We start from the raw sequence: 17566 nt of genomic DNA, 5'->3' as shown, positions 1-17566 counted from the left end.
AGCTATTATATTTAGAACAAAATATAAAAAGCTACACATGTATTAAAATTTTGAATTCTAAATCTATCAAACTTGCGGCAATCATGATTGAATAAGCAAAATTTCTGATTGAATCAATTTTAAAAACTAGGGTTTAAACCCTAGTTTTTAAAATGAATCGTATGAATTCCTTTTGACTTAATTAAGATTGATTCAACAATTAATACTCCTAATCGCAATTGATTCCTTTCTTTCATGGAACGGTGTTCTGGAATAATTTTATAGTCTTCTCACTTGATTTCTGGAATTGATTATTTGAAATGCTCCCTATTTTTGAATCTAGGGTTTAAACCCTAGATTCAAAAATGAATCGTATGAATTCCTTTTGACTAAATTAAGATTGAATCAACTAGTAATACTCCAAATCGTAAATGATTACTTTTTATCACGGAATGGTGTTCTGTGAAAATTTTATAGTCTTCTTACTTGCATTTCTGGACTCGATTATTTGATGTGCTTCCTGTTTACTGGAATTGAAGGTCTACTTCATATCGGGTTTCAAAATAATAAACAGAAGTATGAATAATCCATACCCGCCAATTGGGATTGCAGGCAACATGACCATATTGGTCGCTAAACCAATTTTACCGATACTTTTTAAATACCAGCACAAGGCTAACCATAGGCATAGGCCAAGAACAATCAGAAGCCACGTTCCATTTTTTGAGGAGGAACCTTTAATAGCATCTGAAATTATAATTACCAATGATACTAGAATTCCTATTGCATTAATACCGAATCCGATATAAAAGAGGAAGGATTTAAGAAAAGCCCACATGTAGTATGAATTTAAATAGGTATATCCCTATTCAAAAATACAACATAAATTTAAAACTACTCCAAATATTCCAACACCTAAATGAAATAATATTTGGAGTAGTTCTAATTAGTTATTTAATCCATAACTGAAAACTTGCGAATAATTCGCTGTGTATCATCCTCAAATCTTACAAAATAGATTCCTGAATTTAATTTACGTGCCTCATTGGAAAGATCCACACGCAATTCAAGGGTAATATTACTAATTTCCTTTTTATAGATAATCTCTCCCTGACAATTGAATATTTGAAGCGTTCCATTAATTACTGGATTATCAAATTCAATGTTAAGTTCATCTCTTACAGGATTTGGATACAGCGTCATGTCATTTCTATTTCCATACACTGTATTTGGATCATGTGACTCTAATTCTCTATATGCTTTATCTTCACTAGCAATTCTTTTTAGAGATTCTGAACAATTTGCCTCATTGCATGGTCCGAGATAACCACCGTATGCAATATGAGTTGCAACAGCTGAATAGTAAGTACAAACTGTTTTATATCCACCAGAGTTTGTCCTTGTACATACTATAACCTTTGTTCCTCCACTACATTTCCACGATGAAATGATATTTGCAAAGCTGGGTGGATATTTACAATCCGGTCTTCCGTCATGATCATTGTCAATCTTATCATTTCCTCCTGGACAAACATCACAAGCATTTCCAACTCCATCACAATCTGAATCTGCTTGGTTTGGATTGGAAACAGTTGGACAGTTATCAAAACAATCTGCTACTCCGTCATTGTCCATATCAAAACCTTCATCAATTAAACCATCACAGTCATCATCTTTTCCATTGCATTTTTCAGTTCGACGGTTTATTGTTACTGTAAACGTACAAGATTTAGAATTTCCACTAAGATCGGTAGCAGTAATTGTAACTGTTGTTGTCCCAATCGGGAATGTACTGCCGCTGGTATGAGAATAGTTCAAAGGAGCCAATTCACAATTATCTGTTGCTGATACTGCAAATGTCACCTTCTTAATACATGAATCCACGCCTGTGCTATCTACAATATTTGTCGGACAAGTAATCATTGGTTTTTCATTATCGACTACAGTCACTGTAAAACTGCAGGTTGCACTCAGTCCAACCCCATCTGTTACTTTGTATGTAACAGTTGTTGATCCAATTGGGAAAGTTGCTCCACTAGCTAATCCTGCGGTTCTAACAGTAGTCGCTCCTGGGCAATTATCCGTTCCAACAGGAGTTGTATAGTTATAAACAGCTCCACAAATGCCTGGTGTGTTATTAACAGTATTATTTCCCGGACAACTAATCTGCGGTAGAATATTATCTTCAACTGTTACCGTAGAAGTACAAGAAGATACATTTCCGGCAGCATCCGTTACAAATAAAGTAACCGTATTTGCGCCTTTATTTGAACATGTAAAGCTATTGGGTGAAACACTTGTTAATACCAATCCTGAACAATTATCTGTAGAATTATTATTCACATCAGCAGGAAGAATGCTAACATTTCCTGCTCCATCCAATTGAACGGTTATGTTTTTACAGCTGGCTGTTGGTGGTGTTGTATCGTCTCCTGTTAATACGACGGTACAGGTTGAACTATTGCCATTTCCATCGTTGACTGTTACAGTAATTGTATGGGTAACTCCTTCCCCTGAATTTAAAAGTGTACCGGCAGAAGTTGATTGACTCCATGTAAATGTTGAAGCACAATTATCTGTTGCGCTTGCTCCATTTGTTAAATCAGGAACCATTAGTTTGCAATTTGCATCCACTGCAATGGTTTGAGCACTTTCACAGGTTGGCACAGGTGGTGTGGTATCATCACCTGTTAATTTAACTGTACAAGTATTACTATTTCCATTTCCATCACTAACCGTTAAAGTAATTGTATGCATGACTCCTTCCCCTGATGCCAATAAGGTTCCAGAAGGACTGGATTGACTCCATGTAAATGAAGATGCACAATTATCGGTTACAGTTGCTCCGTCAACCAGATTGGGAACCATCAATTTACAAGTTGCATTTAAGACAATTGTTTGTGGCCCTTCACAAGTAGGTACAGGAGGTGTAGTATCATCACCTGTCAGTATAACCGTGCAGTTAGCACTATTGCCATTGCCATCATTGACTGTAACTGTTATTGTATGTGTCACACCTTCCCCTGAGGATAATAATGTGCCAGTTGTTGTTGATTGACTCCAAGTAAATGAAGCAGAACAATTATCTGTGGCGCTTGCTCCATTCGTTAAATCAGGAACCGCCAACTTACAATTTGCATCTAAGACAATTGTTTGTGGTCCTTCGCAGGTTGGCACAGGTGGTGTAGTATCATCACCTGTTAATACGACGGTACAAGTATTGCTGTTTCCATTGCCATCACTTACAGTCACCGTAACTGTATGTGTGGTTCCTTCACCTGAAGAAAGCAAGGTACCTATCGTAGGATTCTGGCTCCAGCTAAATGATGAAAAACAATTATCGTTTACATCTGCTCCATCAATCAGATCGGGTACACTTAATTTACAATTGCTGTTAAGCACGATGGTTTGAGGTCCTTCACAAATTGGTTCCGGTGCTGAAGTATCATCACCGGTTAACACAACTGTACAGGTACTTGTATTTCCATTGCCATCACTTGCTGTAACCGTAACGGTATGCGTTACTCCATCTCCTGATGCAAGGCCAGCTCCTATTGCAGGATTCTGACTCCAGCTAAATGACGTAGAACAATTATCAGTAGCTGTTGCATCATTGGTAAGATCCGGTACAATTAATGTACAATATGGATTTAATAAAATCGTTTGCGGTCCTTCACAAGTTGGCACCGGTGGCGTAACATCGTCACCAGTTAATACAACGGTACATGTCGTGCTATTTCCATTGCCATCGCTTACCGTTATGGTAACTGTATGGGTTACTCCTTCACCTGATGCTAACATGGTTGCATTTGAAGGATTCTGACTCCAAGTAAATGAAGTTGAACAATTATCAACAGCAGTTGCATCATCAATTAAATTTGGAACCCGTAATTGACAACTTGGATTCAATGAAATGGTTTGCGGAACTTCACAAGTTGGTGTTGGAGCAGTAGCATCATTCCCTGTCAAAACGACTGTACAGGTTGAACTGTTTCCGTTTCCGTCACTCACTGTGACAGTTATGGTATGTGTAACTCCTTCACCCGAAGACAATAAACTGCCACTTGTTGATGATTGACTCCAGTTAAATGATGTTGAACAATTATCTGTTGCAGATGCATCATTGGTTAAATCCGGTACTACCAATTTACAATTTGCATCTAATACAATCGTTTGTGGTACTTCACAAGTTGCAACAGGTGGGGTTGTATCGTCACCTGTTAACACAACGGTGCAGGTACTGCTATTTCCATTTCCATCACTTGCAGTTACTGTTACGGTATGGTTTGTACCTTCTCCTGAAGCTAACAAAGAACCTGCCGTTGGAGTTTGCGACCAACTGAATGAGCCCGAACAATTATCTGTTGTTGTTGCATCATCCGTTAGATCCGGTACCAACAATTTACAGTCTGCATCTAAAACAATTGTTTGTGGTCCTTCACAGGTAGTTACATTGGGTGTAGTGTCATCACCAGTTAATACCACAGTGCATGTTGCAGTATTTCCATTTCCATCAATAACCGTTACTGTAACTGTATGCATTACCCCTTCACCTGAAGACAATAAACTGCCACTTGTTGGAGATTGACTCCAGTTGAAAGATGTTGAACAATTATCTGTTGCAGATGCATCATTGGTTAAATCCGGTACTGCCAATTTACAATTTGCATCTAATGCTATTGTCTGTGGCCCTTCACAAGTTGGTATCGGTGGTGTGGTATCATCACCAGTCAACACAACTGTGCATGTCGAACTATTTCCATTGCCATCATCAACGGTAACTGTTACTGTATGTGTAGTCCCTTCACCTGATGCTAATAAAGTTCCACTCGTTGGAGATTGACTCCAGTTAAACGATGTTGAACAATTGTCCGTGGCGGATACATTATCAGTAAGATTTGGTACCATCAATTGACAGGATGCATTCAACACAATCGTTTGAGGTACCTCACAAGATGGAACCGGTGGCGTAGCATCATCGCCGGTTAATATGACTGTGCACGTAGTGCTATTTCCATTCCCATCGGAAACAGTAACCGTGACGGTATGTGTCGTTCCTTCACCAGAAGCCAGTAAGCTACCGCTCGTTGGAGATTGAGACCAGTTGAAACTTGTCGAACAATTATCCATAGCAGAAACATTATCTGTAAGATTTGGAACCAGCAGTTGACAAGATGCATTCAATACAATTGTTTGAGGGTTTTCACAAGTTGGAACCGGTGGTGTAGTATCATCACCGGTTAATACAACGGTGCAAGTTGTGCTATTTCCATTTCCATCACTTACAGTAACGGTAACCGTATGCGTTGTTCCTTCGCCAGAAGGTAAATAACTTCCGCTTGTTGGTGATTGTGACCAAGTAAATGATCCGGAACAATTATCTGTTGCAGATGCACCATCAATAAGATTAGGAACCAACAATTCACAATTAGAATTTAAAACGATTGTTTGAGGACTTTCGCAAGTTGGAACGGGTGGTGTAGTATCATCACCAGTCAATACAACGGTGCACGTACTCGTATTTCCATTTCCGTCATTTGCTGTTACTGTTACGGTATGCGTTGTTCCCTCTCCCGAACTTAACATAGCACCTAAAACTGGATTTTGGGTCCAACTAAATGCAGTCGAACAATTATCTGTAGCACTTGCCCCATCTGTAAGATCTGGAACAATTAATTTGCAAGCAGAATTTAAAGTAATTGTTTGAGGACTTTCACAAATTGGAACCGGAGGTGTCACATCATTTCCAGTTAATTTAACAGTACATGTAGATGTATTGCCATTTCCATCATTTACTGTAACGGTAACTGTATGCATCACACCTTCTCCAGATGCCAACAAGGTGCCTAATGTTGGATTCTGAGTCCAACTAAAACTGAAAGTACAATTATCAACTGCAAATGCGCCATCTGTTAAGTTTGGAACAGCTAATTGACAAGATGCATTTAAATTTATTGTTTGTGCAAATTCACATACTGGCACAGGAGGAGTTACATCATCTCCTGTCAGTTTGGTCGTGCAGGTAGTGCTATTTCCATTTCCATCGCTTACTGTAATGGTAACGGTATGCATAACTCCTTCTCCAGATGAAAGTGTTGTTCCTGCAGTTGGATTTTGACTCCAAGTAAATGTAGCTGCACAATTATCGGTTGCAGATGCCCCATCAATTAAGTTGGGTACAGGAAGTCTGCACAAAGCATTTAGAGACACCGTTTGTGGTGCTTCACAGGTTGGTACGGGCGGTGTTGCATCATCTCCTGTCAATTTCACAGTACATGTTGAGCTATTTCCATTTCCATCGTCAACTGTAACTGTAATTGTATGCATAGTTCCTTCTCCAGAAGACAATGAAGTCCCCATTGCAGGACTTTGTGACCAGGTAAAGTTTGTTGAACAATTATCCGTTGCCGATGCATCATTTGTTAGGTTTGGTACTACAAGCTTACATGTTGCATCTAAAACAATTGTTTGTGCATTCTCGCAAGTCGGAACAGGCGGGGTAATATCATCACCTGTCAATACAACTAAACAAAAACCAGTATTTCCATTTCCATCGTCAGCGGTAACTGTAATGGTATGTGTCATTCCTTCCCCTGAAGCTAAATAAGTACCGACGCCTGGACTTTGACTCCAGCTAAAAGAATTCGAACAATTATCACTTGCTGATGAACTTGCTACTAAGTCAGGTACTAAAATTTGACATAAGGAATTTAATGTTATTGTTTGAGGACCTGGACAATAAACGGTCGGAGGAGTTGTATCATCTCCAGTTAATTTTACTGTACAGGTTGAAGAATTTCCATTTCCATCATTTACTGTTACTGTCACTGTGTGCATGGTACCTTCTCCTGATGCCAATAAGTTACCAATTGTCGGATTCTGACTCCAGTTAAATGTTGTGCTGCAATTGTCTGTTGCAGATGCTCCATTTGTAAGATCCGGAACAGCGAGTTGACAGCTTGCATTTAATGAAATAGTTTGTGGAGGTTCACAAGTTGGTATTGGTGCAGTAACATCGTCTCCAGTTAATATTACTGTACATGTTCCAGAATTTCCATTTCCATCACTTACCGTAACGGTTACGGTATGGGTAGTTCCTTCACCGGATGCTAATCCAGTACCAATAACTGGATTTTGACTCCAGCTGAATGTTGTACTGCAATTGTCTAATGCACTGGCTCCATTTGTTAAATCAGGAACTACTAAAATACAAGATGAATTTACTGTGATTGTTTGTGGTAATTCACATGTTGGTACTGGAGGTGTTGTGTCATCTCCAGTTAAAACGACTGTACAGGTAGAAGAATTTCCATTACATTCTGAAACAGTTATTGTGACCGTATGTGTTGATCCTTCTCCAGATGCAAGTTCGGTACCAGCTGTTGGATTCTGAGTCCAGGTAAATGTCCCAGCTGAACAACAATTATCGGTTGCTGATGAACCATCCAATAAATTTGGAACCAGTAATTTACACGCACCATTCAAGCTAATCGTTTGATTTGATTCGCAGCTCATCACCGGTCCTTCATTGTCAACTATTACTACAGTAAACTGACACGTTTTCGTTCTACCTCCGGCATCGGTTGCTGTATAGGTAACTGTAGTCGTTCCTACAGGAAAAAATGAACCCGGATTGTGTGTTGTCATCAAACTTACTCCTGGGCAATTATCTGACGCGGTGGGTGCTGTCCATGTGACTACACGACCGCACTGACCAGGATCATTATTAAGCGGTCCAATATTAGCTGGACAACCCGTTATAATTGGATCCTGAGCATCAACCACTTTAACTGTAAAACTACATACTGCTGTATTTCCACACGCATCTGTTGCTAAAAATGACTGATTTGTTGTTCCTACTGGGAAAAAATCATGATTTACATAACCACTCATATCTGTCTGAGTGATCGTAACAGTTCCCGGACAGTTGTCTGTTGCGGTAGGATCGGTATAATGAACATTTCTACCACAAACCCCAATTCCTGCATCTATAGTAATATTCGATGGACAAGAAGTAAATGTCGGTAGTGTATTGTCAATGCTTGTATTGTATGTAACACTTGCTGAATTGGTACACGCATCTGTAACAGTTACAGTAATAACTGCAGAACATGTGCCGGATGTGCTAACTGAATAATTAAGGGCACCAGGACAATTGTCAGAAGCTGTTGTTGCAGCGATTGCAGCATTTTCTGCTGCAGTTTGAGTTGGATAACAGCTATTGATTGAACCCGCCGATACCATGGGAACCTGATCATCTAAAACTGAAACCACTTTGCTGCAGCTTGAACTACATAAATTTCCATCTGTAGTTACCAATGTCACTGTATAATTTGAATTACAGTTTGAACTTGCAACAATAGTTACTGTTTGAGAAGATGAACTTCCTGAAATTGAAGCTGCACCTGAAACAGACCAGGAATAAGATAAACCACCTGGTGCCAAATAATCATTTGAAGTATTTGGACAAACAGGTCCATTGGCTCCGGTAATTGTACAAGATGGCAATGGATTAACTGTAATCGTTTTTGTTTGGATAACCTGACAATCAGCAAAACTTACAGTTACTGTATATGTAGTTGTACTTGCCGGCATCACTGAAATACTTGCAGTGGATTCCATGGTTGACCAGGAATACGACAATGCTCCTGTTGTAGTTGCATCTAAAGTTGCAGTACCCCCATTGCAAATAGTTGCATCACTTGTGTTACCGCTATTATCTGTAGTAACTATTGTAACTGTTGGAGAAACCAAATTAGGTGTTCCACCATAAATTGTTGGCTCATCGTCCAGCCACTGGCAATATTCAACACGGGTTGTCAGATTAGCACCTGAGCCTCCGGCAATAGGACCAGGACCAGTAGGATGATTCCAATAATTAGCAGTTGCATCTATTACATTGGTTGCATGTAAATTTTCGACACCGTATGTTGTTCCTGCTAACCAGTTATTAGGTGTTGCTGTTACCAAACCTGCAGAAGCAGTAGATTGAATGTCTTTTCCATTTGGTAAAACATCGTAAAATTTATTTGTTTTAACAGTACCCGTTCCATTATTTGTAAAACGAACTCCAATACCATTATTATAAATATGATTATGATCTATTGTTGCTGAACCTGCATCTACATCGATACCAATTGCAAATCCATGAATTGATGCATCGTTATCTACAATATTCGCAGAAGCATTTGCTCCGACAACCAAAATACCGGTTCCAGTACCTGTATAGCTGATTTCGGTGTCATCCTTTATTGTTGCAGATACTGCTGCGTGGGTGCTTAAAGGGCTGTCAGAAATTTTTGCACCTATTGGACAATCCGTGATGGTCAGTCCACTTACAATTGCATGGGCACCATCACCTGCATCAGAAACATATCCTTCATAATTGTTTACAAAAAGTCCGATGCTGGTATTACTAACAGTCCCTCCTGTAATTTCAGCAGGACTGGTATTTTTAACATTCCAAACTTCATATCCTTCAGTTGGTTTTCCAACTATGGCAATTCCATTTATTGAATTGTCAATAGCATAAGAAGCAACACTTTGTGATGCTATTAAAATTCCATCCCAAACAGATTCATTTGCATTGGCAATACCAGTAATGATATTGTCAGATAATGTAAGCGGCGAAGCAGTGCCATAAAATAAATTATGGAAAATACCCCGTCGTCTAACGTTCATGGTATTATTTCCAATATATTGATACGTTGATGCTTCCGGATTTGCCAAATGGAAATTTCCTGTTTGAACACCTATCCGGAGATTATTCATACAGTTATCCACTACTCGTGCATATTGGTTATTATACAATAATACACCTCCACCCCAGTATTGAATGCCAGAGCTTGCATCATAGGTACCAAAATCCTGAAATTTATTGTTTGCAATGAGATGTCCACTTGATGGAACTGCTGCCGGATAGTCATAAAGAGTTACACCAAAATAGGAGAGATTTTTAAAGATGTTGTTAGTAACTGATAAATTATTAACACCCGTTTCATAAACAGTAACACCTTCTGCTGCGTCTATGTCAGCACCATTGGTACTTGTATAGCCAGAAGTAATAGCAGTATTGTCTCCATCAATAGTTAAACCTGAAATTGTAACATCAGAAGCTGCTACATGAATAATTTCTCCACCAGCAATATTTGCAGTAGCAGGAACAAGAATGGCTTCTGTTACTCGTGTACCAGTACATGGGTCGATTGCTGAATTAGGACCTAAAATAGCCAGTGATTTATTTACAATGACATTTTCAATATAAGTACCCGCTCCAACAGAAAGTGTATCTCCATTATGAGTATTCGCATCATTAATAGCAGCCTGAATGGTACAGAATGTTTCTGTCGTATTTATATTGGTAACTAAATTTCCATTAGGACATACACAATCTCCTGAAGGTTGAAATCCAACTGCTCCACTTGCATCCACTCCTGTATTCAATACGGTTGATAATACAATCGTTCCCGTTCCTGCTTGTGCAAATGTTGCTAATATCGTTGCAAGATTGGTGGTACCATGCCAGTTACATTTAACTTCTACATTGTTATTGATTCTACTTACGATTGCTTTGTTTGCATATCCATAGGATAAATCATTTCCTTCTATTTTTAAATTCGTTGGGGTGTTGTTTATCTTTCCAAATTCTCCTATCCGGATTCCATTTTGTGGACCTGTTATCCTATTATTTATTATGCTAACATTGTTTAATGTCGCTGGTTGTGTATTGTACGAGTCTGCATCATCCCTTGCTTTTATTGCAATGGCTGCTGGATTTTGTGGATCCGTTGCAGTTCCTGTATATCCTGAATTGGTGATATCACATTCCTTTATTGTTATATTTGAATAACTGGTATATTTTAAATTGATGTCTATTCCATTATTAAATCCATAGGTCGCATCCGTACCATTATTATCCATCGTCAACTTTTCAAACGTGGCATTGCTCAATTTTTCAAAGTACATTCCCTTTTGTAGGTTATTACTGATCGTACTGTTCTTTATATTGATATTATCAAATGCAGATGGGGTCGTTGATTGAAAGTTTACGATCCCCTGCAATGCATTTCCTGTTATTGTACAATTGTCAATCAATAAACCATTGACTGCATTTGCTGTTCCAATTCGCATTCCGATTGTACCTGCCAATAAACTCGTGCGCTGTATATCTGTATTCGTAATGTCAACATCTGAATTGTTTCCTCCGAAGTTTACACCGTATCTGCAATAATCTATTAATGCTAGATTGTTAAGTGTCGGATTTGCAACTCCATTGAGTAATATTGCATCCTGAAAGGATGTAATGTACATGTTCTGGATGGTTACATTGGCTGCGGTAATTGTAAAGCCCACTCCACTGCAAGAACTTGATGGTTTTACTACTGTGTTTGTCGCTGGATTGTTTCCTTTGCCAGCACCGGTGATTGTCAATTCTTTATTTACTATTACATTTTCATTAAACAATCCGGGTGATACGGTTAATGTATGACCATTCAATGTTTGTGGATCATCTATCGCGGCCTGGATCGTACAGAAATTCTCCATTGTATTCGTATTGGTAACTCCTGCACACTTCGTTAATACCACATCGTTGCCATCGCCTCCTGCGTAATTAATATCAAAAGTATAGCCACTTACGGTGATCACATTCCCCTGCGCAAACTGTCCGCTGACTGCGTCTGCTAAATCATTTTGTATGATGGTGATCTGATCTCCATTAGCCGGCACATAGCCAAGCGTTACTACTAAATTAGCTCCGCCTAAGGTTACTGTTCCGTTTACTATAAATTTATCATGATCTGTGCATGGTATCGTTCCGTTGATTTCCATTGCAAGTGCATCTCCTGCTGTAAGTACCATGTTGCCATTTAATGTAACACAGCCTGGACTTGATCCCGGTGCAAATGTAACTTCCTTGCTGCTTGCATCTGCGCCGCTTGCATAGGTTCCTGTTTCTATGTTGATAACATCACCAGTTGCTGCAGCGGCTGCGATTGCATTAGGGATCGTTTCATCTGAACTACCGGTCCCTGGTGCTGAGACATATAAATTATCTCCATTGAATCGAATTAAACCTGAAGCTACATTATCCAATGCTCCATAAATTCGGTCCGTGCGACGGAAATTATTGCTTTGATCAAAAAGATCAGCGCTAATATTTAATCCCGTTGCACTTAAATTTTCTATATAATATGTTTCTCCTGCAAACTGATTTCCATTACCTGTGGTTAAGATACTTCCAAGTTGAACCTGAATATCAAGGGTATTATCTGTAGCATCATCAAAATCATTGTTAGTAATGAGTGCTTTACCATTTGATTGTAAAAGAACACCAATTTCATTTCCATTCAAATTATTGCTGGTCAATTTTACTGCTTGTTCTCCACTAAAATTACTTCCTGCAATCCACTGGAAACCGATATTAGCACCTTTAGCAGTATTTCCAGAATAAGTAACCGTACTTGCACCACTTGAATGAGATGTTACTCTGAATGCTCTTTGTAAATTGAGTGCCGGATTATTTCCCCCTGCTAAATTTAAAAACTGATTATTACTAACCGTAATATTACTTGAATGTCCGTGTGCATTTTCCCAAATACCCAATACAACTTGCGGTGTCGCAGATTGGGCATTCAAAATATTGATTGTATTGCCCGTGATCGAAAGACCATCATAAACGGAACCTCCACTGGTATTTGATTGCATGCAAACGGTTGAGGAATAATTCGCACCGTTGCTCACCCCATCACCAGGTACATTAAATGTATTGTTTGAAATTGTTTGATTCGTTCCAAAAGAATAATGAATTCCAATATTTTGATTAACATCTGCAGGTGCAACAACAGCATTTAAATCTGTTGCAATGTTAAAGGTATTATTAGTAATTGTTGTTCCATTAAATGCATCGGAACCACCTGCACCGTTAAACATACCAATAGCCAAATCAAATTCTTTAAACTCCATATTGGATATGGTCCAATTCTGGTTGTCGCCTCCATCAAAGATTAATACTCCTTCAAGATTTGCGGTGGCTAAATCTCCTGGTCCATTAATCGAGGCATTGCCTAATCCTTCTGGTGCAGTAAATGTTACTCCGTTGAGATTTGCCGGAACTAATATAGAATAATCATCAGAAGTAGAAGCTACACCATCATTTCCCAATGACCAAGCGGTGGCTGCATTTGATTCTGTCCAATCAAAACTACCCTTTAAATTAACGGTCCAATTGTTAGCTGCTTGTTCAACTGCATTTCTGATTCTGGTGTAATCGTTATTTGTTGCGGATTGTCCAGCATTGATATCTGTTACGTAATCATTATTTGCTTTTACAGAAACAAAGCCTAGTGCTTTCCAATCAATTTTATGATCTATTTTATCTTCAACAGCAAATAACTGCGCATTCGTTAAACCCGCACCATTTGTCCCTCCAAACTGAACATTTTGTGCATTGATATCTGCAGCAGGAACATTGGTTCCGTTTGAGATCAGACTGATGTATTTTGTCAATGAGGTATTAAAATTTACTGGAACTGCACCATTGAAACTGACAGAAGCATCTGCTCCTTCCAATAAAACACCAATACCCGTTCCATTGACAATATTTGTGGCATTATTAATTTGCAAAGCAACTGTAGCCGCATTGCTGTTTAACATATTATCGCGTACCCATATAGCAGTATCGCAATTGGTGGTCGTCACACCAGTCATTGCATAAAGACTGGAGGATGCATCTGATGCGTATCCGTCAAAATTATTTGCAAAAACACCAATCTGACAATCGGTTAATACCCCTCCATTTATTGTAACTGTATTTGAAGTAGGACAATTCCATAAATTATATCCACTGCGTGCATCGGTCACATTGTTATTTGTCAAAGTGACACCTACTGCAGATTGAATGGATGAAATTGATATTCCATCATTATATGTTGCACCTGCAACAGTTGTAAAATCGTTGTTTGAAATGTCAAATGTTGTGGCGTTGGTATATGCAAGATTATGAAAAATTCCTCTTCGCGAAGATTCAATATCATTTCCTGAAATGGTGTGGCTGGTTCCTGCATCCGCGTTGTAAAAATTTCCAGTTTGAATACCAACTCTCACACGAGTCATTACATTGTCTGTAATACTGGTATAACAATTATTATAAATCAATGCACCAATTCCATATTGTGTTGGAATGATGTTGTCAAATTTATTTTCTGTAATGGAATTCCCGGTTGTAGAAGCTCCTCCGTTGTAATAATTGTAAAAATCAATGCCTGCATAATTAAGGTTCTTCACAATATTATTGCTAACCATTACATTAGACAACCCTTCATACGCACTCATCGCTTCAATTGCGTCGATGTTAGCTCCATTTATATTGACTGCACTGGTTAAATTAGGATTGTCTCCATCAAAAGTAAATCCATCGATGGTGCTACCGGATGCTGCCGGAGGCAGATACATAATGGTAACTGCAGTTGCACTGTTTGGATCTGGATCTGAAGTGGCCGGAACAATGATGGATTCCGGATTGCGCATTCCAGTATTTGGGTTTATCCCAAAATTATTACCTCTTAATTGCAATGATTTATTCAATACCAGATTTTCAATATAAGTTCCTGCCGCTACATTTATAACATGCCCATCCAATGTTTGAGGATCATCAATGGCAGCCTGGATAGTGCAATAGGTCTTTCCTGTATTTGAATTCAAAACAAACCCATTGCCACCACTTCCCGGTGTAGAATTTCTGGTATTCAATCCATTGGATGTAAATGTATTCCCACTGATTTCATTTCCACAGGCAACCGGTGCATTGCCTCTGCCAAAGTAAGTGGCTGAAAATCCATCTATCTGATCCCCATCTCCGGCATCATTGGGGACGTAATTTGGATTTGGATGTCCACCTCCTTGTTGTTGAATTCCAATATCATTATTTTTTACATTATTGGCAGTGACTTCATGATTGGTTCCTTCTATTACGATACCAAATCCTTCACTTTCTGTTCTGGATGGGTTCGAATGTTTATATCCATCGATTGTATTATTTTTTATAACCACACCTGTAGGAACATCCGGATATCCGTCCGGATTTCCAGCTTGAAATGAGCGTCTAAAGACTGCTATTCCTGCATGATCCCGTACATTCATGCCTGCAGAAGTAACAAACGATACTGTATTGTTATCTAAATAAATACTTCCATCTCCAGAAGTAGTTCCGTTGCCATTTGGATTTTTAATTTCGATTCCAAAGCGACCATTTTTAGCAACCGTATTATTTGAAATTAAGTTAGCACCTGCACCTGCCTTTAAGCCTAATAAGCCAAAGCCATTATCTGCATTATCATGTACGTTGTTATTGCTCAAGGTAACGCCGGATGCTGTGCCATCAGAAAGCTCAATGCCACAACAATTGTTATTGTAAACATCGCAGTTGGTAATGCTAATATTTTGTTTAAACCCATTCCAAATAACGATCCCTCGTGCTGCACCAAAAGCTGCAGTGTGTCCGGAAACATCCAGATTGTCTAAGGTCACTCCATTTACCGGACCATTGGCATAAAATCCACAACCACCAACATTGTCTTTAATAGTACAATCTTTGATGGAGAGGTTATTGTTACCACCTACTGCATAAATTCCAGCATAACTGTTAGGCGCAGTTCCTGCATGATTTTTAATGGTAAATTTTTCAATACTCACATTGGTAATTCCATTGTTAATGCTTATACCAGAGCCTGTGCCTAAACCGGTACCATCGATGATGCACGTTGTTTCACTGATTCCTTTTAAGGTGAGGGACTTATCGATGGTAAGTTTTTCTCCATAAGTTTTAGCAGCGCATTCAATCACATCGTTGGCATTAGCCGCATTGATGGCAGCTTGGATGGTGTTGTAATAGGTGTTTTGAGTCAGATTGTGAACCGGTGCACAAGAAATGCCGGTTGCAGGACTTCCAGGTGCCACCCAATTGGAAGTGGATCCATTCAATGCAAAGCCAGTAAGACTACCATTTCTACTGCTTCCAGCAAGGTCGTTGAGTGTAGTTTCTCCTGCATTATTTGCTCCAGCTACTCCCTGATTGAAATGGTAATTCGCTAATAAATCCGCATCCGTAGTTGGAATCTCACAATTCATATATGCTGCTATCTCAGAAGCAGTGCGTGCATCATTCCAAATTCGCAACTCGTCCATTTCCATATTGGTATGGCCACCAAAACCATCCAATCGTGCAATTAAGATTTCTCTTCCGGAAACATTGTTTAATGATCCTGTTACGCCAGCTGTTGTCTTTTCTAAAACACCATTTATATAAATTTTTAATTCAGTACCGACTCTAACCGCGGCAATATGATACCAAGTCCCAACAGCCATAGCTGTGGTTGCACTACAACCATAAACTGTGCTGCCAATTTCAACTGAGAAAGTTGGTAATTCATCGTTTCCATCACTCGTTAAACCTATTAACCATTCATTTGATCCAGGAACGCCTCCCGTATTCCATTTTCCAACGCCAGCGACGTTTGACCATCCACTGGATCCAGCTTGTTTTTTAATCCATACTTCAATGGTAAAATCGTTAGAACCAAAGTCATTCCAAGAAGCATCGGCAATGGTTACTATATCATTAGTGCCATCAAAATCAAGGGATTCGCCAGCTTGACCGGTAGCCGTTTTGGTAAAAATTAAAAGTAAAATACTTAATATTACCAATGAAAATTGTTTGCAAAATTCAAGTTTAAATCGTCTTGAATCAACACTAAGTTTTGTTAATGTTTTAGAATGTGTAGTTATTATGCTCATAAAATTCGTTTGAAAATTAAATACAGGTTGGTTAAATAATTGTTTAATCTTAAATGCAGCTTACAAATTTTAGCCTGAAAATTCAAAAGTCAAACTTGAAACAATTCAGTTTGCTCTTGCTTTTCAAAACATAAAACTTAGAATCTGCTTAGAATCCTCAAAATCCATTCAACATCTAAGAATTCCTATGGAATTCAAAATGTTATAAATGGCTTTTGAAGGGATTTGCTTTTGTATAAAATTCAGGAAGCATTCAGACATTGAACGAGTCAATAGACATGGCCTAAGGACACTTTCTAATAATTGAACAATGGATTGATTTGAGTTATTTTGAATCATTGAAATCAGGACTAAAAAACTAAGTGTTTCTATCTTGTCAAATGATTATACGGTGAATGTACAACAAAAGTATGAAGCCTCAAAACCTTTAGTAACATATTTGTATTAAACATTTGTAAAGTTTAGAATTATAATCAATTGAATATTTATTTTTATTAAATACGGCAACTGTTTGCAATAATTGGTAATAAATATGTTTAAATTGTAATTTAATGAGATTTCTGTAAATAAAATTGGCAAAAATTGTTGCCGAATTGAAAATTTCTTCAATCCTTTCTGCTGACTTTGATAAAGACTTAACAATTTCAAAAGTCTGGTTATTAAAAATACAATTGAAATAGTTTATTCAATGAACTTTTGACTTTATGCAAGTCATTTTATTTCAATTCTCCATACAAAACAAATTCACCTTCCCCCCGAAACCAAATAAAACCGGTTTAAACCGGTTTAAATAATT

At 38.4% G+C, this 17566-nt stretch carries 1 protein-coding gene; it reads right to left on the bottom strand.

Going from position 1 to position 17566, the window contains the following annotated elements:
• Positions 1–933: 933 nt before the first annotated feature.
• Positions 934–16770 carry an HYR domain-containing protein gene (locus IPJ80_06935; protein ID MBK7913219.1) on the bottom strand — a complete coding sequence of 5279 codons (15837 nt, stop codon included), beginning with the start codon at positions 16768–16770 and terminating at the stop codon, positions 934–936.
• Positions 16771–17566 lie beyond the last annotated feature (796 nt).

Source organism: Saprospiraceae bacterium (assembly GCA_016714025.1).
Lineage (GTDB): Bacteria > Bacteroidota > Bacteroidia > Chitinophagales > Saprospiraceae > Vicinibacter.
Note: the sequence above shows the minus strand (reverse complement) of the source record. Positions and strands in the feature narration are given on the sequence as shown.

Bases quoted from the DNA above. Each gene is read 5' to 3' on its own strand.
- IPJ80_06935 (MBK7913219.1), bottom strand. From the start codon at position 16,770: ATGAGCATAATAACTACACATTCTAAAACATTAACAAAACTTAGTGTT.